The following is a 17017-nucleotide window of genomic DNA, read 5'->3' as shown; positions in this document are numbered from 1 at the left end:
AGGTACCGGCTAACCTCGACGCATGGGGCGGACTTGAGGAAGGGTGTTTATGAAGAAGTTCGCCGGCAAGGTCGCCGTCGTCACGGGCGCCGGTTCGGGTATCGGCCAGGCGCTGGCCGTCGAACTCGCCCGCTCGGGTGCCAGCGTCGCGATCAGCGACGTTGACGCCGAGGGACTGGCCCAGACCGAGCAACAGCTGAAGGCCATCGGTGCGCCGGTCAAGGCGGATCGGCTCGACGTGACGGAACGCGAGGCCTTCCTGGCCTACGCCGACGCCGTCAACGAGCACTTCGGCAAGGTGAACCAGATCTACAACAACGCCGGCATCACCTACATCAGCACCATCGAGTTCAGCCGGTTCAAAGACATCGAACAGGTGATGGACGTCGACTTCTGGGGCGTCGTCAACGGCACCAAGGCCTTCCTGCCGCACCTGATCGCCTCCGGCGACGGCCACGTCGTCAATATCTCCAGCGTGCTCGGGTTGATGGCGCTGCCGGGTCAGCCTGCCTACGTCTCGGCCAAGTTCGCGGTCCGCGGCTTCACCGAGGCGCTGCGCCAGGAGATGGTGGTGGCCGGGCACCCGGTGGGGGTCACCGCGGTACACCCGGGCGGCATCAAGACCTCATTCGGTACCAAGGCCGAGATCGCCGAGGGCATGGGAATCACCCAGGACGAGATCCTGGAGAACTTCGACCAGCAGATTGCCAAGACGACTGCGGAACAGGCCGCCCGCGCCATCTTGGCCGCGGTGGGCAAGAACAAGGCCCGGGTGCTGATCGGCTCGGATGCCAGATCCGCAGACCTGATGGTGCGGCTGTTCGGTGCGCGATATGGCGAGCTGATGTTCGGCGGGCCGACGCTGCTGGGCCGGTTGGCGACCAACGTGCGCAGGTTACTGGCGCGCAAGAGCTGATCCGTCGGGCACCCAGCTGCTATCCGGGACCGCTGGTACCGGTAATCTCCAGACAATTGTGGACACGAGGGAGGGTGCACATGCAGGGTTTCGCCGGCAAGGTCGCCGCGGTGACGGGCGCGGGTTCGGGTATCGGCCAGGCGCTGGCCGTCGAGCTGGCCCGCTCGGGTGCCAGCGTCGCGATCAGCGACGTTGACGCCGAGGGACTGGCCCAGACCGAGGAACAGCTGAAGGCCATCGGGGCGCCGGTCAAATGCGACCGACTCGACGTGACCGAGCGCGAGGCCTTCCTGGCCTACGCCGATGCGGTCAACGAGCACTTCGGCAAGGTGAACCAGATCTACAACAACGCCGGCATCGCGTTCACCGGCGACATCGAGGTCAGCCAGTTCAAGGACATCGAACGGGTGATGGACGTCGATTTCTGGGGCGTCGTCAACGGCACCAAGGCCTTCCTGCCACACCTGATCGCCTCCGGCGACGGCCACGTCGTCAACGTCTCGAGTGTGTTCGGGTTGTTCGCCGTACCGAGTCAGGCCGCGTACAACGCGGCCAAGTTCGCGGTTCGCGGTTTCACCGAGGCGCTGCGCCAGGAGATGGTGGTGGCCGGCCACCCGGTGAAAGTGACCACGGTGCACCCGGGCGGCATCAAGACCGGGATCGCGCGCAATGCCACCGCCGCCGAAGGACTCGACGCGGCCGAATTGGCCAAGGTATTCGACAAGCGGATGGCCAACACCACTCCGGAGAAGGCCGCGCGAGTCATCTTGGAGGGGGTTCGCAAGAACAAGGCTCGGGTGCTGGTCGGCACGGACGCCAAGGTGCTGGATGCCCTGGTGCGGCTGACGGGCCCGGGCTATCAGCGGCTGTTCGGACCCGTCGCGCACAGGTTCACTTCGACCAAGCGATAGGCCCTCAGCGGCCCAGCGGATGTTCGGCGAGCCACCCGCCGGCGACCGCCAATGCATCGGCGCCGCCGGCGACTTGGCGGCGCATTTCGGCTAAGGCCGCAGTGTCCAGCACACCCGCCACTTCGTTGATCGCCAGCGCCTGCCGATCGCTCAGGACGTTGCGGCGGTAGAGCGGCACCACATTCTCCGCCCGGATCAGCGCGGGTGTGCCGTCGGCCAGTGGCACCAGATCGCCCGGAATCGCGGGGTCGGCCGTGGTGGTCCACCCCGCGGTCAGCTGCCCGGCTCGCACCGCGTCGAACATCGTTGTGCTATCCGGGAATTCGCGCGGGGCGGGCAGCCGGCAGGTGCCGACCACCGACGGCGCTTGGCGGCCGGTGAGGATCCCGACGGTCAGCCCGTCGCAGTGCTTTCCCAGCGTGCTCAGATCCGCGCTGCGGTCCTGGCCGCCCCAGGCCTTTGCGGTGGATTGCGTGACCAGCAGGACGGGTTTGTCTTCGGCTGCCGTCGTGTAGTCGCCCGCGGCGACGCCCTCGGGCAGCGCCGACACCATCGCCCGGTAGACCTGCGCATCGGACAGCGCCATCGCGCCGGGCTGCAAGGCCTCCAAGGTCTGGCCGGTGAAGGCCGGCGTGACGGTGAAGGCGCCGGAGTCCAGTTGCGCCATCGGGTTGTCGCCGGTCCCGGCTTGCGCGGCGAAACCGTAGGACCGCAGCGCGACCAGGTAAACGCCGGCCAGCAGCCTCGACATGGCGTCGCCGCGGGAACCGACCACCAGCGACGGCGCGCCACGATGGTCGCCGGGGCCGGCCGCACAGCCGGCGCAGAACGGTGCAGCGAGCACGGCGGCGAGCAGAAGCGCCGCGAGCCTGCCGATTTTCACTCCGAGGTATCTGCAGCCCGCGCCACGGCTTGCGCCACTGCCTCACCGACGCCAGGGTCCAACGGGCTGGGCACGATCCGGTCGGGTGCGAGGTCGTCGCTCACCACGGAGAAGATCGCCTCGGCCGCGGCCACCATCATCCTTTCCGTGATCCGCCGCGCTCCGGCATCCAGCGCGCCGCGGAACACACCGGGGAACGCCAGGACATTGTTGATCTGGTTGGGGAAGTCGCTGCGGCCGGTGGCCACCACGGCGGCGTATTTGGCCGCGACGTCGGGATGGATCTCCGGATCGGGGTTCGACAGCGCGAACACGACGCAATCCGAGGCCATCGTGGCGATGAGCTCCTCGGGCACCACGCCGGCCGAAACCCCGAGAAACACGTCGGCTTCCTTGAGCGCTTCCACCATGCCGCCGGTCAGACCGCGCGGATTACTAGCGCGCGCCAGATCGGTCTTGACGATGTTCATGTCGTCGCGGCCGGCGTGCAGGATGCCCTGCGAGTCGAGCACCGTGATGTCCGAAACACCCATTGTGAGAAGAATTTTCGAGCACGCAACGCCTGCGGCCCCGGCGCCCGAGACCACTACCCGCATCGAGCCCATGTCGCGGCCGAGCAGCTTGCTGGCGCCCATCAGCGCGGCCAGCACGACGATCGCGGTGCCGTGCTGGTCGTCGTGCATCACCGGGCAGTCCAGCGCCTCGATGACCCGTCGTTCGATCTCGAAGCAGCGGGGCGCCGAGATGTCCTCGAGGTTCACCGCGCCGAACGTCGGCCGCAGCCGCACCAGGGTTTCGACGATCTCGTCGGGCTCCTTGGTGTCCAGCACGATCGGGATCGCGTTCAGATCGGCGAACTGCCTGAACAGCGCGCTCTTGCCCTCCATCACCGGCAGCGCCGCGGCCGGTCCGATGTCACCCAGACCGAGGACGGCGCTGCCGTCGCTGACGACGGCCACCAGCCGGTTCGCCCACGTGTAGCGGTCGGCCAGAGTGTGGTCCGCGGCGATCGCCCGACTGACCTGTGCGACGCCCGGCGTGTAGGCAATCGACAACGCGCGCTGCGTGTCCAGCGGGGCCTTCATCTGGACCGAAAGCTTCCCACCTACATGGGCCTCGAAGATCTCGTCGTCCCCGATGACGATCTGCGGCGGCACGATTTCGGACACGCGCCCAGGGTACTTACTACCCATTAGTAGCCCTAATTGACTGCCTCAGATCAGCTTCAGTTCCGTGACGGCGGCGCGCTCGTCGACCAGCTCGGCGGTGGTCTTGTCGATGCGGCCGCGGGAGAACTCGTCGATCTCCAACCCTTGCACGATCGACCAGTTGCCGTCCTTGGTGGTCACCGGGAACGACGACACGATTCCCTCGGGCACGCCGTAGGAGCCGTCGGAGAACACCGCCATCGACACCCAGTCACCCTCGGGGCTGCCCAGCAGCCAGGAACGGGCGGCGTCGACGGTAGCCGACGCGGCCGAGGCGGCAGAGGAGGCGCCGCGTGCGTCGATGATCGCCGCGCCGCGCTTGGCGACCGTCGGGATGAAGTCGTTCTCGATCCAGTTCTGGTCGTTGACGACCTCGGCCGCGTTCTTACCGCCGACCTCGGCGTGGAAGATGTCGGGATACTGCGTGGCCGAGTGGTTGCCCCAGATCGTCAGCTTCTTGATGTCGGTGACCGAGGCACCGGTCTTCTTCGCCAGCTGCGAGATCGCCCGGTTGTGGTCCAGGCGGGTCAGCGCGGAGAACCGCTCCTTGGGGATGTCGGGGGCGTTGCTCAGCGCGATCAACGCGTTGGTGTTGGCCGGGTTGCCGGTCACGCCGATGCGAACGTCGTCAGCGGCGACCGAGTTCAGGGCCTTGCCCTGCGCGGTGAAGATCGCGCCGTTGGCCTCCAGCAGGTCGCTGCGCTCCATGCCCGGGCCGCGCGGCCGCGCGCCGACCAGCAGCGCCAGGTTCACGCCGTCGAAGATCTTGTTCGCGTCCGCGCCGATCTCGACACCCGACAGCAGCGGGAACGCGCAGTCATCGAGCTCCATCACGACGCCCTCGAGCGCCTTGAGCGCAGGCTCGATCTCGAGCAGCCGCAGCTCGATCGGGCGGTCGGGCCCCAGCAGCGAGCCGCTCGCCAGGCGGAACAACAGGCTGTAGCCGATCTGGCCGGCAGCGCCGGTGACGGCCACCTTGAGTGGACTTGCGCTCACGTCGGTTTACTCCTTATGGAGAAGGTCTTGCGGTCGCCCACGAAACTAGCGCACCGCTGGCAGCACGAAATCTCCGGTCCGAATTCGCTGTGGCCCGTTGGGCAACGGTCGTCAGCCGGTGGCCGCGCCATTTCATGGCGCGTTTTACCAGCACGCGTAGCATTGAGCACCGCTCTGCCAGACCTGCGCCGCGATAGGAGGATGAGGTGTTCGAGGGTTTCGACGCACTGCCGGAAGCGCTTCGAACGATCGCGCACGAGCCGCAACCACAGCCCGCTCCTGAACCCCCCGCACCCCACGAGGCCCTGGTCGACTGCGCCGTCTACGTCGGAGGCAACCGGCTTCCCGGCAAGTTCACGTACCAGGCCGCCTGCAGCAAGGTGCACCAGATCGAGATGCTGGGCCACGATGCGTTCGTCTGGGTTGGCTTGCACGAGCCGGACGAGACCCAGATGAAGGAAGTGGCGGACGTTTTCGGGTTGCACCCGCTGGCCGTCGAAGACGCGGTGTGCGCACATCAGCGACCCAAGCTCGAGCGCTACGACGACACGCTGTTTCTTGTGCTGAAGACGGTCAAGTACGTCCCGCACGAGTCGGTGGCGCTGGCGCGCGAGATCGTGGAGACCGGCGAGGTGATGGTTTTCGTCGGCAAGGACTTCGTGGTCACCGTCCGCCATGGCGAACACAGCGGGCTGGCCGACGTGCGCAAGAGGATGGAAGCCGACGCTGAACAGCTACGGCTGGGGCCGTACGCGGTGATGCACGCGATCGCCGATCACGTGGTGGATCACTACCTTGAGGTGACCAAGCTGGTGGAAGCCGATATCGACAGCATCGAGGAGGTGGCGTTTGCCCCCGGCCGCAAGCTCGACATCGAACCGATTTACATGCTCAAGCGTGAGGTCGTCGAGCTACGCCGCTGCGTCAACCCGCTGTCTACCGCATTCCATCGAATCCAGGTGGAATACAAGGAATTGATCTCCAAGGAATTGCGGCGCTACCTGCGCGACGTCGGCGACCACCACTCCGAAGCCGCAGACCAGATCGCCAGCTACGACGACATGCTCAACTCGCTGGTGCAGGCGGCGCTGGCCCGCGTCGGCATGCAGCAGAACAACGACATGCGCAAGATGGCGGCCTGGGCCGGTATCGCGGCGCTGCCCACCGCGGTAGCCGCGATCTACGGGATGAACTTCCATTTCATGCCCGAGCTGGACTGGACATGGGGTTACCCGGCGGTCATGGGCTTTATGACGGCCTCCTGCCTGATCTTGTATTTCCAATTCCGCAGGAACAACTGGCTTTAGCTCAGTTGGGTGTGTGCTCAGGGCGTCGAGTGTGCACTCTGGGCGGCATTTTCGCGATTTCGCCGCCATGGATGCACACTCGACGGGTAGCGGGTCGGCGCTAGCTCAGTTCGGTTGTGCCGCCCGACGATTCGGATCCAGCACGTCGACGCCGTCGCTCTCCCAGGCCTGTCGCATGGCCTCGGCGCCCTTGAGCCGCACCCAGGCCGCCTCGGTCGCGGTGATCGGAGTCGCCGACAGAAACACCACCGGGTCGCGCGGCGCCTCCAGCGGCAGGTCCGGAATGTCGCTGTGGCCCAACAGGACAGCGGTGAACGGCACCCGTCGCGACGGCCATGCCCATAGCGGCGAGCCGAGGTCGACCAGCGCGTCAGGGCCCAGCACCACACCGTCGACAGCCGGCGAGGCCGCCAGCATCGCCAGGCTGCGGGCGATTCCGGTGGCCGGCCCGGGATCTCGCAGGCACAGTGCCACTTCGGCGCGCGGGCCGTGCAACGGGTCGACGACGACTTCGGTGGGATCGCCCATCGGATGGCGCGCACACCCCACCGACACGTACTGCACCAATCCGTCTGTGGCGCGGAATCTCAACACCTCGATGGGTTCGGTACCCAGAAATGTCACGCTCGCCGAATCGGGTTCGCCCCACGCCCCCGCGCTCGCCTTGGCGAAGTGGTCGCGCAGGTGCGCCCGTACCTGGTCCCTGATTTGTGTCACTGGGCTGCTTGCGCCCCGGCAATGGTCAGGTTGACCCCGGAGTCGGCGTCGAAGACGGCGAGTTTCCCGGTGTCGAAAGCCAATTCGACAGATTCGCCGATGACGGCCTTCGACTCGGCGGGAACCCGCGCCACAAACTGGTTTTCGGCCACCTCCGACTCGGCGGCCAGCTCGTCGAGCCGCGCGGAATGGACGTCGCATCCCGCGCTGGCGAAATACACGTACTTGTCGGCCCCGAGCGATTCGACCAGGTCGACCTTGACCTGGAAGGCCGTCGCCGTGATGCGCTGGTATCCGTCGATCAAGGCGGCATCCAGCAGATGTTCGGGCCGCACCCCGACAATGACGCTTTGCGGCTTCGGGTGCCTGGCGATCACCTCCTGGACCTCCGGCGCCAGCATCACCTCCCCGAAGGGCAGGGTCAGACCGTTCGGCGTCAGCGTGCCGGGGAAGAAGTTCATCGGAGGCGACCCGATGAATCCCGCCACGAAGAGATTCGCCGGACGCTCGTATAGCTCCCCCGGGGTGCCGATCTGCTGCGCGACACCGCCGTGCATCACCACAACGCGGTCACCCAGCGTCATCGCCTCGGTCTGGTCGTGGGTGACGTAGACGGTGGTGGCGCCCAACCGGCGCTGCAGCCGGGCGATCTCGCCGCGCATCTGCACCCGCAGCTTGGCATCCAGGTTGGACAGCGGCTCGTCCATCAGGAACGCCTTGGGATGGCGCACGATGGCCCGGCCCATCGCCACCCGCTGGCGCTGCCCACCGGAGAGCTGGGAGGGCTTGCGGTCCAGAAGTTCGGTCAGGTCAAGGATTTTGGCCGTCTCGGCGACCTTCTGCGCGATGTCGGCCTTCGACATCTTAGCCAGGGTCAGGGGGAAGGCGATGTTCTGCCGAACCGTCATGTGCGGATACAACGCATAGGACTGGAACACCATCGCGATGTCGCGGTCCTTCGGCGCCTTCTCGTTGACTCGCTCGCCGCCGATACGCAACTCACCCGACGAGATGTCCTCAAGTCCGGCAATCATATTCAGCGTGGTGGTCTTGCCGCAGCCGGAAGGGCCCACCAGGATCAGGAATTCGCCGTCGGCGATGGTGAGGTTCAGGTCCTGCACCGCCGTGTGCCCGTTGGGGTAACTCTTGTTGACGTGCTCCAGCACAATCTCGGCCATCGCGCTATCCCTTCACGGCGCCGGAGGTCAATCCGGCGACAATCCGTCGTTGGAAGATTAGAACAAACACGATGATCGGCACCGTAATCACGATGGCACCGGCCGCGATTGATCCGGTCGGTTCCTCGAATTGCGAACTGCCCGGAAAATTCGCGATCGCCACTGGCGCGGTGATCGCCGCCTTGGTGGCGGTCAGCGACAACGCCAGCAGCAGGTCGTTCCAGGCGAATATGAACACCAGGATCGCCGCGGTCACCAGTCCGGGCGCGGCCAGCGGGACGATGACCCTGCGGAAGGCCTGCGCCGGCGTGGCGCCGTCCATCTTGGCCGCCTTCTCCAGATCCCAGGGAATCTCCTGGAAAAAGGCAGACAACGTGTAGATGGCAAGGGGCAAGGCGAAGGTGATGTAGGGCAGGATGAGTCCGGGCCAGGTATCGAAAAGCCCCACGGCGCGTTCGATTTCGAACAACGGCGTGACCAGAGAGATCGCCGGAAACATGGTGATCAGCAAGGCGGAGCCAATCAGCAGCCGCTTGCCGGGAAAGTTCAGCCGGGCGATCGCATAGGCCGCCATCGCGCCCAGCAGCACCGCGATCCCGGTGGCGATCAACGCGATCCCGATGGAGTTGATCAGCGCCGAGGTGAAGAAGTCACCCCGGAAGATACCGCGATAGTTTTCCAGTGTCACCGACGACGGAATCAGCTTGCCGTCCTTGACAGTTGATGTCGGCTTGAGCGACAGGCTGAGAATCCACAGCACCGGCAGCAGGGCGTACACCACGACCAGCGTATTGATGACGGCCCACATCGCCGTGCGCCGTACAACCGTCAACTCAGCGTCCATCGACGTCACCACCCGGTGCCGCGGCGCCGAACACCTTGACGAAGATCAGCGCGATGACGCCCACGCAAAGAAAGATCAGCACGCTGATCGCCGAGCCCAGCCCGACGTCGAAGCCTTCGAAAAGGTTGTCGTAGCCCAGGATCGACACCGAGCCGGTGTTGTTGTTGCCCTCGGTCAGCACGTAGATGTTGTCGAAGATGCGGAAGGCGTCCAGGGTCCGGAATAGCAGCGCGACCACGACCGCCGGCTTGATGATCGGCAGCATGATCCTGGTCAGCCGCCGCCAGGCGCTGGCCCCGTCGACCTGTGCGGCCTTCAGTAAATCCTCTGGGACCAAGGCCAATCCGGCGAGCAACAGTAGCGACATGAACGGCGTCGTCTTCCAGACTTCGGCGATGACGACAATGCCCAACGACGGAATCTGTTCGGTCAGCGGCGCACTGCCTTGTGGCAGCAAGCTGGCCAGATAGCCGGTGCCCGGCGTCCAGGCGTAATACCAACTGTAGGAGGCGACCACCGTGACGATGCCGTACGGCACCAGCACCGCGGTGCGAACCAGGCCTCTGCCGAACAGGGTGTGGTGCATCACCAGCGCCAGCGCCAGGCCGAGCACGAACTCGATCGACACCGAAACCACCGTGATGGCCAGCGTCACCACCAGCGCCGTCCACCAATACCGGTCGGTCAGAATCGTTTGGTAATTGGCCAGTCCGATGAATCTGCTGTCGTTCGGGGTGGCTAAATTGTTGCGCTGCAGGCTCAGCCAGATGGAGTAGGCGATCGGATAGGCCGTCACCGCCAGCATCAGCGTTGCCGCGGGCGCAACCAGGATGAAGGCCAGGCGCTGCTCGGGCGGACGGTTCCAGAGTCGGGGGACGCCGGCGCGGGTCATGAGCGCCACTCCTCCTCATCGCTTCGCTCTGCATCGTCGCTGGCGCGGGTCACGGCAAAAGCCCCTTCCCGTCGATGGCCTTCTGCACCTGCGTGGTGAGTTCGTCGGCCGTGCGCTCCGGGTCGATCTCGGTGATGGGGCTCAACGTCGTCGCCAGCCGGATCCCCACCGCCTGGTATGCCGGCGTCGCGGGACGCACCGCGGCATCGGTCAGCTGCTGGCGAATGATGGTGTACATCGGGTACTTGACCTGGAATTGCGGGTCGGAGTACAGCGACGTCCGCACTGCGGGCAGACCGCCTTCGATCGAGATGTACTTCTGATTCTGCAGGCTGCGTAGGCATCTGATCGCTTCGAAGGCTTCGGCTTTATGGCGTGTCGTGCTGGCCACCGCCAGGTTCAGCCCTCCGATCGTCACCTTGGCCGGCCGGCCCGGCACCACACCGGGGTAAGGCGCGAAGCCGAACACCTTCTGGGCGGCCTGATACGCGATGCGGAACTGCTCGTCGTTGGGCACGAAAGTGCCGAACTGGTTGATGCTGCCGGCCAGGTCCGGATTCTGGTTGAGCGGAAGGAAGTTCACACCGCCCTTGACCGCGTTCTCCAGCATCGACGCCAGCACAAACGGCCAGTTGACTTCGAGTGCTGCTCGGCCCTGTTCGACCGCCAGTCGCGCCGTGCTCTCGTCGGTGCGGGTGATCGACGGGTCGGCTCCCGGCGCGGTGGCGACCGACTTGAGAATCCGCAGCGCGTTGACGGTGGCGGCCCGGTGTGCGGGCGTGTCGGTCAGGGTGACGTGCTGGCCGTCTTCGGAGAGCACCTGGCCGCCGGCGCTGACCAGCAGCGTGTTGAACCACACCACCAAACCCTCGCCCTGATTGGCCTGCACGGCGATCCAGCTGGGCTGGCCGGTGGCGTGCAAGCGGGTCGCCTCGGCGACCATGCCATTCCAGTCGTGCGGCGGCTGATGCACCAAATCTGATCGGTACCAAAGCAATTGGGTGTTGGTGGTGATGGGCGCGGCGTACAGCTTGTGCTTCCAGCCGGCGGTCGCAAGCGGGCCCGGCAGGGTGTCGACGATGGCGTCGGCCTCCGCCCGTCCGGCCGGGTCGTCGGACAGCGGCAGCACCCAGCCCGCTTCGGCGAACTCCGCGGTCCAGATCACGTCCAGCGACATCACGTCCAGCGTGTGATCATGACCGGCAAGCCGGCGGCCGTATTGCAGCCGTTGTGCGCCAGGGGCTCTGGGAAGGCTGACGTGCTGCACGGTGTATCGGCCGCCGGAGTCTTGGCTGCAGCGCCGGGCGACTTCGGCGAACGTGGCGCCGTCGGCGGCCGGTGAGTAGAAGGTGATCACCAGCCCGGTGTTGGCCGACCCACAGGCCGACAGCAGCGAAACAGTGGTAAGAATCGCCAGCACGACCGCGCCTGCTCGGCGCACGCGTGCTCGGCGACTCACCACCAATTCATCCGGCCGTCAGATCGCCAGGCGCGCAAGCAAATCCCGAGCCTTCTCTGCGTTCTGCGGATCGCAGAGTACGTCGTAACGGCCGGCGACCAATTGCATGGTCGAACTGAAATCCCTTGTGCCGCGCGCCATTGCGTACGGGACAGCGGACGTGATCAAGCCGAAGAACACCCCGGCGACCAAACCCGTCGCCAGCGCACCCCACGGGCTGGGGCTGAAGAAGCCGAGCACCAACCCGATGAACAGCCCGAGCCAGGCCCCGCTGAGCACGCCACCGCCGAGCACCTTGGGCCACGTCAGCCGGCCGGTAACCCGTTCCACCTGCATCAGGTCGACGCCGACGATGGTCACCTGCTGCACCGGGAACTGCTGCTCGGACAGGAAGTCGACGGAGCGTTGCGCCTCGGCATAGGTGGGATAAGAGCCCACCGGCCAGCCCTTGGGCGGGGTCGGCAACTGCGGCACACCCCGCCGCCCGGAGGCCCCGCCCGTGGGCGTCGCGCCGGGGACTTGGTTAGGTTGGAAAGGACTAGTCATTTCGGCTCATTCTCCTCCGCCGCGGCCATAGTTTCACCTCGGCCCTCCCACCCTATCTAGGCAGCCTGCAGGCTAGGTTGAAGTACATGACAGCTCCCGGCGGTGCCAGCGGCGAGGACGCCGCTGATCCGCACTCGGCCGCTGCGCAGCACCCTGAGCGGCCGGGTTGGGCAGCCCCCTGGGATTCCCCGGCATCACCACCACCAGCCGACTATCCGCCCTCCCCTTACCCGCCGCCCGGCGTTCCGCTCGACTACCCATCGGGCACCCCGCCCTTCGGGTACCAGCAGCCGCCCGGCCACGGCGGCCCGCCCTACCCGCCGGGCCCGCCGCAATACGGCTCGCCACCCGGCTACGGCGCTGCGCCGTATCCCGGCGGCTACTACCCGGCGCCGGATTACCCGGGCGATTACTGGTCCCAAGACGTCACGGCGCCCGGGACGAACCCAATGGCGATCGCGTCGCTGATCGCGTCGTTCACCGGCTTGTTCTGCTGCATCGGCGGGATCGCGGCCATTGTGCTGGGCACGATCGCGATCGACCAGATCAAGCGGACGCGGCAAGACGGTTACGGCCTGGCCGTCGCCGGCATCGTGATCGGCATCGCGACCTTGATCGTGACTCTGATCGTGATGATTTTTGCGGTGCATTCCCGTTAGCGGGGCTCGCCCGAGCCGGTTCGCTGCCATCACGCGACTGGCTGCCTAGGCTCTCTCCCATGGCATCGGTCAACAGGGTGTACGTCGCGCGGCTGGCGCGGATGTTGGTGTTGGGGCCAATGGGCGAAAACTTCGGGCGCGTCCGCGATGTCGTGATCAACATCAGCATCGTTCGCCAGCAACCGCGGGTGCTTGGGCTGGTTGTCGATTTGGCGACCCGGCGCAGCATCTTCATCCCGATTCTGCGGGTCGCCGCCATCGAGCCCGACGCGGTGACACTCAACACGGGGAGCGTGTCCCTGCGCCACTTCGGACAGCGTCCGGGCGAGGTGCTGGCAATCGGCCAGATACTCGACACTCCGGTCACGATCAACGACCCCGAACTACCGGAGTTGGTCGGCCGCGAGGTGGTGATCACCGACCTGGGCATCGAGCAGTCCCGGACCCGCGACTGGCTGGTGACCAGGATCGCCGTGCGCAGCCAGCGTCGCCTGGGACGGCGCGGGCCGGCCCATGTGGTCGACTGGCAAAGCGTGCACGGGTTGACACCGTCGGCGTTGGCGATGCCGGGTCAGGCGGTGGCACAACTGCTCGGCCAATTCGAGGGGCGCCGCGCGGTCGACGTGGCGGACGTCATCCGCGGGCTGCCGGCCAAGCGACGCACTGAGGTGTTCAGGGCCCTGACCGACGAGCGGTTGGCCGACGTCCTGCAGGAGTTGCCCGAGTCGGAGCAGGCCGATGCGCTGTCGCAGCTGGGCACCGAACGCGCGGCCGACGTGCTGGAGGAGATGGACCCCGACGATGCCGCCGACCTGCTCGGCGAGCTGAATCCGACGGACGCCGAGCTGTTGCTGGCCCGGATGGACCCCGACGAATCCGCCCCGGTGCGTCGGCTTTTGAAGCACTCCCCGGACACCGCGGGCGGGTTGATGACCTCCGATCCGGTGGTGCTCACCGCGGACACGACGGTTGCCGAGGCCCTGGCACTGGTCCGCAATCCCGACCTCACCCCCGCACTGTCGTCGATGGTGTTCGTGACGCGACCGCCGACGGCCACGCCCACCGGGCGGTACCTGGGCTGCGTACCGCTGCAGCGGCTGCTTCGCGAGCCGCCGAGCGAGCTGATCGGCGGGATCGTCGACAGCGACCTGCTCACCCTGACCCCGGAGACCACACTGACCGCCGTGACCCGCTACTTCGCCGCCTACAACCTGGTATGTGGACCCGTCGTCGACGCCGCAAGCCACCTGCTGGGGGCGGTCACCGTGGACGACCTGCTCGATCACCTACTGCCGCACGACTGGCGCGCCCACGCCCAAGAGGTGAGCGCCGGCATCGGACGCGCCGAAGCAACCGAGGGGGCCTCGTGACCAAACCGACGGCACCGCGGCGGCTGTACACCCCGCGGACATCGCGCGGGATCTCAGTGCGATTCGACCCCGAGACGGTCGGGCAAAGCACCGAGGCCATCGCGCGCTTCTTCGGCACCGGCCGCTACCTGCTGATACAGACCCTCATCGTGATCGTGTGGATCGCGATAAACCTGATCGCGATCGAATGGCGCTTCGACCCGTACCCGTTCATTCTGCTGAATCTGGCCTTCTCCACGCAGGCCGCCTACGCCGCGCCGCTGATCCTGCTGGCTCAGAACCGTCAAGAGAATCGGGACCGGGTCACACTCGAAGAAGATCGTCGTCGCGCCGCACAGACCAAGGCCGACACCGAGTACTTGTCCCGTGAGCTGGCCGCCCTGCGATTGGCCATCGGCGAGGTCGTCACCCGCGAATACCTGCGCGACGAGCTGGACGAACTGCGCGCCTTGCTGACCGGTCCGGACGTGCACATCCCGGCGGAGGAGCCCCCGGTGCGCCGCTGACGCCACGGTGCACAGCACTAAGAGATCCCCGTGAATACCGGATCCGCCATTGCGCCACTCCCGTCACAAGAGTTATGTATGGTGATCTAGTTCACGATGCTAAGAAGAGGTTTCCGGCAGCTCACAGGGTTTCTGACGGCCAGCTCACAGAGTTTCTGACGGCCCAAATAATTAGGACGGTGGAGTGCGCATAGGGGGTCGCTTGGGTGCACACCCGGCCGTCGCGGCGGTGCGGAAGCGGGGGCTTCCGGTAACTCGGGCACAGGCATTCAGCGTGGCGGTGATCAGTCCGCTGGTGTTCGCGGGTGCCGTCGGCGCCACGCCTGAGCCGCTACACGGACACGGAAAGAGCCCCATCCCGTCGGTGCATGCGGTCATTACCCCGGTCGCCGCCGTGTCCCCGACCGTCCCCGACCTGTCCGGGCCGGTGGTCATCGCCATCGACCGGGCGCCGACGGCCTTCCACGTCGCGGCGGGCGCGGCATCGGCACCGCCACCACCGAGGGTGGTGAATACGCCTGGCGCGCTGGGCATTCCGATGATGGCGCTGTCCGCCTACCGCAATGCCGAACAGAAGATGGCAGTCTTCGACCCCGCCTGCGGCGTCAGCTGGAACTTGCTGGCCGGCATCGGGCGCATCGAGTCCGGCCACGCCGGCGGCGGAGCCGTCGACGCGCGCGGCACCGCGGTCAACCCGATCTACGGTCCCGCGCTGGACGGCACGCTGCCCGGCAACGAGGTGATCATCTCCAGCAGCGCCGGCAATCGCGTCACCTACGCCCGCGCGATGGGGCCGATGCAGTTCTTGCCCGGCACCTGGGCCCGCTACGCCGCCGACGGCGACGGCGACGGCATCGCCGACCCGCAGAACCTGTTCGACTCCACGCTGACGGCGGCCCGCTACCTCTGCAGCGGCGGGCTGAACCTGCGCGACCCGGCACAGGTCATGGCCGCGATCCTGCGCTACAACAACTCGGCGGCCTACGCACAGAACGTGCTGGGCTGGGCCGCGGCCTACGCCACCGGCGTGGTCCCGGTCGACCTGCCCCCGATCACCGGCCCGCCACCCCCGCTCGGCAATGCACATGACGAGCATCCGGAGGGGCTCGGACCCGGCCTGCCGATAAACATGATCGGCCTGCCCCAGGACGACCCGATGGCGCGGATGCCGCTGATCGACCTGACCGGCCAGCCTCAGCAGGCCAGCCCGTCGCAGCCGATGTTCCCCTGGATGACGCCGCCCAACCCGCCGGCGTCGCAGGGGCACATGCCCGGGTGCACCGTGATCTGCATCAACTCGCAAACCCCGCCGCCGGGTGCACCCGGCATGCCGCAGCCGTTTGCACCGCTGGCCCCCCCGCCGCCACCGAACGCCGCCCAGCCGCCGGCGCCGGCACCGGCGCCGCCCGGCTGACGCCTGCCAACAGGTCGAAAGCCGAGCCGCCTACACTCGGCGGTGATGTCTGGTCATGACGCCCCCGATTCGCAAGACGACCGCAATGCTGCTATCCGCGCCGCACTGGGCAAGGTGATCGACCCCGAATTGCGGCGGCCCATCACCGAACTCGGGATGGTCAAAAGCATCGACGTCGACGCGCAAGGCGGCGTGCACGTCGAGATCTACCTGACCACCGACGCCTGCCCGAAAAAGGCCGAAATCAGTGAGCGCGTCAGCCAGGCCGTCGCCGACGTACCCGGCACCGGCGCGGTGAAAGTCAGCCTGGACGTGATGAACGACGAGCAGCGCACCGAGCTGCGCAAGCAGTTGCGCGGCGACGCTCGCGAGCCGGTCATCCCGTTCGCCCAGCCCAGCTCACTGACCCGGGTCTACGCGGTTGCGTCCGGCAAGGGCGGCGTCGGCAAGTCCAGCGTCACGGTCAACCTGGCCGCCTCGATGGCGGCCCGTGGCCTGTCGGTCGGTGTGCTCGATGCCGACATTCATGGGCACTCCATCCCACGAATGATGGGCACCACCGACCGGCCCACCCAGGTGGAGTCGATGATCCTGCCGCCGATCGCGCACGAGGTGAAGGTCATCTCGATCGCCCAGTTCACCGAGGGCAACACCCCGGTGGTGTGGCGCGGGCCGATGCTGCACCGGGCGTTGCAGCAGTTCCTGGCCGACGTGTACTGGGGCGATCTGGACGTGTTGCTGCTCGATCTGCCGCCCGGGACCGGCGACATCGCCATCTCGGTGGCGCAGCTGATCCCCAACGCGGAAATCCTGGTCGTGACCACGCCGCAGCTGGCCGCCGCCGAGGTCGCCGAGCGAGCCGGCAGCATCGCGCTGCAAACCCGCCAGCGCATCGTCGGCGTCGTCGAGAACATGTCCGGGCTCGTGCTGCCGGACGGCTCAACCCTGCAGGTGTTCGGCGAGGGCGGCGGCGAGCAGGTCGCCGAGCGGCTCTCCCGCGCGGTGGGCGCCGACGTGCCGCTGCTCGGGCAGATCCCGCTGGACCCGGCGTTGGTCGCGGCCGGCGATTCGGGCGTGCCGATCGTGCTGAGCGCGCCCGATTCGCCGGTGGGCAAGGAACTGCGCAGCATCGCCGACAAGCTGTCGTCGCGAAAGCGTGGATTGGCAGGCGTGTCGCTGGGGCTCGACCCCACCCGGCGTTAGAAAACCGC

Annotated in this window: 16 protein-coding genes and 1 pseudogene; 8 read left to right on the top strand and 9 right to left on the bottom strand. The window is 66.9% G+C overall.

Going from position 1 to position 17017, the window contains the following annotated elements; translation table 11 throughout:
- The first annotated feature begins 49 nt into the window (after positions 1-49).
- Both ACZY0B_RS09350 and ACZY0B_RS09345 read left to right on the top strand, forming a co-directional pair.
- Positions 50-916: an SDR family NAD(P)-dependent oxidoreductase gene (locus tag ACZY0B_RS09350; RefSeq protein ID WP_463763811.1), complete on the top strand. Its 867-nt coding sequence runs from the start codon at positions 50-52 to the stop codon at positions 914-916.
- A gap of 80 nt (positions 917-996) precedes the next feature.
- The gene (locus ACZY0B_RS09345) at positions 997-1827 is read left to right on the top strand and encodes an SDR family NAD(P)-dependent oxidoreductase (RefSeq protein ID WP_463763810.1); all 831 of its coding nucleotides are present in this window, start codon (positions 997-999) and stop codon (positions 1825-1827) included.
- Positions 1828-1831: 4 nt separating this feature from the next.
- Here the strand turns inward: ACZY0B_RS09345 and ACZY0B_RS09340 are convergent, their stop codons facing one another.
- From ACZY0B_RS09340 to ACZY0B_RS09330, 3 genes are read right to left on the bottom strand one after another with little or no spacing between them, the layout of a single operon-like run.
- A complete protein-coding gene (locus ACZY0B_RS09340; protein WP_463763809.1) occupies positions 1832-2710 on the bottom strand; it encodes a glycine betaine ABC transporter substrate-binding protein in 879 nt (292 codons plus the stop codon).
- A complete protein-coding gene (locus ACZY0B_RS09335; RefSeq protein ID WP_463763808.1) occupies positions 2707-3903 on the bottom strand; it encodes an NAD(P)-dependent malic enzyme in 1197 nt (398 codons plus the stop codon). The genes ACZY0B_RS09340 and ACZY0B_RS09335 overlap by 4 nt, the downstream gene beginning before the upstream one ends.
- A 21-nt stretch (positions 3904-3924) precedes the next feature.
- On the bottom strand, positions 3925-4914 hold the full coding sequence (locus ACZY0B_RS09330; RefSeq protein WP_463763807.1) for a malate dehydrogenase: 990 nt from the start codon (positions 4912-4914) through the stop codon (positions 3925-3927).
- A gap of 206 nt (positions 4915-5120) precedes the next feature.
- On the opposite strand from ACZY0B_RS09330, the gene corA reads away from it, so the two are divergent.
- The gene (gene corA, locus ACZY0B_RS09325) at positions 5121-6221 is read left to right on the top strand and encodes a magnesium/cobalt transporter CorA (RefSeq protein ID WP_463763806.1); all 1101 of its coding nucleotides are present in this window, start codon (positions 5121-5123) and stop codon (positions 6219-6221) included.
- Between the two features lie 105 nt (positions 6222-6326).
- Here the strand turns inward: corA and ACZY0B_RS09320 are convergent, their stop codons facing one another.
- From ACZY0B_RS09320 to ACZY0B_RS09295, 6 genes are read right to left on the bottom strand one after another with little or no spacing between them, the layout of a single operon-like run.
- Positions 6327-6938 carry a suppressor of fused domain protein gene (locus ACZY0B_RS09320; protein ID WP_463763805.1) on the bottom strand — a complete coding sequence of 204 codons (612 nt, stop codon included), beginning with the start codon at positions 6936-6938 and terminating at the stop codon, positions 6327-6329.
- A complete protein-coding gene (locus ACZY0B_RS09315) occupies positions 6935-8116 on the bottom strand; it encodes an ABC transporter ATP-binding protein (RefSeq protein WP_463763804.1) in 1182 nt (393 codons plus the stop codon). Before ACZY0B_RS09315 ends, ACZY0B_RS09320 begins: the two co-directional genes overlap by 4 nt.
- A 4-nt stretch (positions 8117-8120) precedes the next feature.
- Positions 8121-8960: a carbohydrate ABC transporter permease gene (locus tag ACZY0B_RS09310; protein ID WP_463763803.1), complete on the bottom strand. Its 840-nt coding sequence runs from the start codon at positions 8958-8960 to the stop codon at positions 8121-8123.
- The gene (locus ACZY0B_RS09305) at positions 8950-9852 is read right to left on the bottom strand and encodes a carbohydrate ABC transporter permease (RefSeq protein ID WP_463763802.1); all 903 of its coding nucleotides are present in this window, start codon (positions 9850-9852) and stop codon (positions 8950-8952) included. Before ACZY0B_RS09305 ends, ACZY0B_RS09310 begins: the two co-directional genes overlap by 11 nt.
- A 49-nt stretch (positions 9853-9901) precedes the next feature.
- Complete coding sequence (locus tag ACZY0B_RS09300) at positions 9902-11314, bottom strand: extracellular solute-binding protein (protein ID WP_463763801.1); 1413 nt, start codon at positions 11312-11314, stop codon at positions 9902-9904.
- 15 nt (positions 11315-11329) lie between these two features.
- On the bottom strand, positions 11330-11857 hold the full coding sequence (locus tag ACZY0B_RS09295) for a YflT domain-containing protein (protein WP_463763800.1): 528 nt from the start codon (positions 11855-11857) through the stop codon (positions 11330-11332).
- An 86-nt stretch (positions 11858-11943) separates the two neighbouring features.
- Here ACZY0B_RS09295 and ACZY0B_RS09290 point away from each other — a divergent pair, with 86 nt between their 5' ends.
- The 5 genes and pseudogenes from ACZY0B_RS09290 to ACZY0B_RS09270 all read left to right on the top strand — a co-directional run bounded on the left by ACZY0B_RS09290 (position 11944) and on the right by ACZY0B_RS09270 (position 17009).
- The gene (locus ACZY0B_RS09290; protein ID WP_463763799.1) at positions 11944-12516 is read left to right on the top strand and encodes a DUF4190 domain-containing protein; all 573 of its coding nucleotides are present in this window, start codon (positions 11944-11946) and stop codon (positions 12514-12516) included.
- Positions 12517-12575: 59 nt separating this feature from the next.
- A pseudogene (locus tag ACZY0B_RS09285) lies at positions 12576-13884 on the top strand (magnesium transporter MgtE N-terminal domain-containing protein); the annotation flags it as partial.
- On the top strand, positions 13883-14392 hold the full coding sequence (locus ACZY0B_RS09280; RefSeq protein WP_463763798.1) for a DUF1003 domain-containing protein: 510 nt from the start codon (positions 13883-13885) through the stop codon (positions 14390-14392). The pseudogene ACZY0B_RS09285 and the gene ACZY0B_RS09280, both read left to right, overlap by 2 nt.
- Before the next feature lie 184 nt (positions 14393-14576).
- Positions 14577-15806 (top strand): lytic transglycosylase domain-containing protein, encoded by a 1230-nt coding sequence (locus ACZY0B_RS09275; RefSeq protein ID WP_463763797.1) that lies wholly within the window; start codon positions 14577-14579, stop codon positions 15804-15806.
- A 45-nt stretch (positions 15807-15851) separates the two neighbouring features.
- Positions 15852-17009, top strand: a complete 1158-nt coding sequence (locus ACZY0B_RS09270) for an Mrp/NBP35 family ATP-binding protein (RefSeq protein ID WP_463763796.1) — start codon at positions 15852-15854, stop codon at positions 17007-17009.
- Positions 17010-17017: the final 8 nt, after the last annotated feature.

The organism is Mycobacterium sp. IDUB_19, from assembly GCF_055419445.1.
This window is presented reverse-complemented; position numbering and strand designations above follow the sequence as displayed.

Coding starts and splice junctions, on each gene's coding strand:
- ACZY0B_RS09350 (WP_463763811.1), top strand. CDS start 50: ATGAAGAAGTTCGCCGGCAAGGTCGCCGTCGTCACGGGCGCCGGTTCG.
- ACZY0B_RS09345 (WP_463763810.1), top strand. CDS start 997: ATGCAGGGTTTCGCCGGCAAGGTCGCCGCGGTGACGGGCGCGGGTTCG.
- ACZY0B_RS09335 (WP_463763808.1), bottom strand. CDS start 3,903: ATGGGTAGTAAGTACCCTGGGCGCGTGTCCGAAATCGTGCCGCCGCAG.
- ACZY0B_RS09315 (WP_463763804.1), bottom strand. CDS start 8,116: ATGGCCGAGATTGTGCTGGAGCACGTCAACAAGAGTTACCCCAACGGG.
- ACZY0B_RS09310 (WP_463763803.1), bottom strand. CDS start 8,960: ATGGACGCTGAGTTGACGGTTGTACGGCGCACGGCGATGTGGGCCGTC.
- ACZY0B_RS09305 (WP_463763802.1), bottom strand. CDS start 9,852: ATGACCCGCGCCGGCGTCCCCCGACTCTGGAACCGTCCGCCCGAGCAG.
- ACZY0B_RS09295 (WP_463763800.1), bottom strand. CDS start 11,857: ATGACTAGTCCTTTCCAACCTAACCAAGTCCCCGGCGCGACGCCCACG.
- ACZY0B_RS09290 (WP_463763799.1), top strand. CDS start 11,944: ATGACAGCTCCCGGCGGTGCCAGCGGCGAGGACGCCGCTGATCCGCAC.
- ACZY0B_RS09270 (WP_463763796.1), top strand. CDS start 15,852: ATGTCTGGTCATGACGCCCCCGATTCGCAAGACGACCGCAATGCTGCT.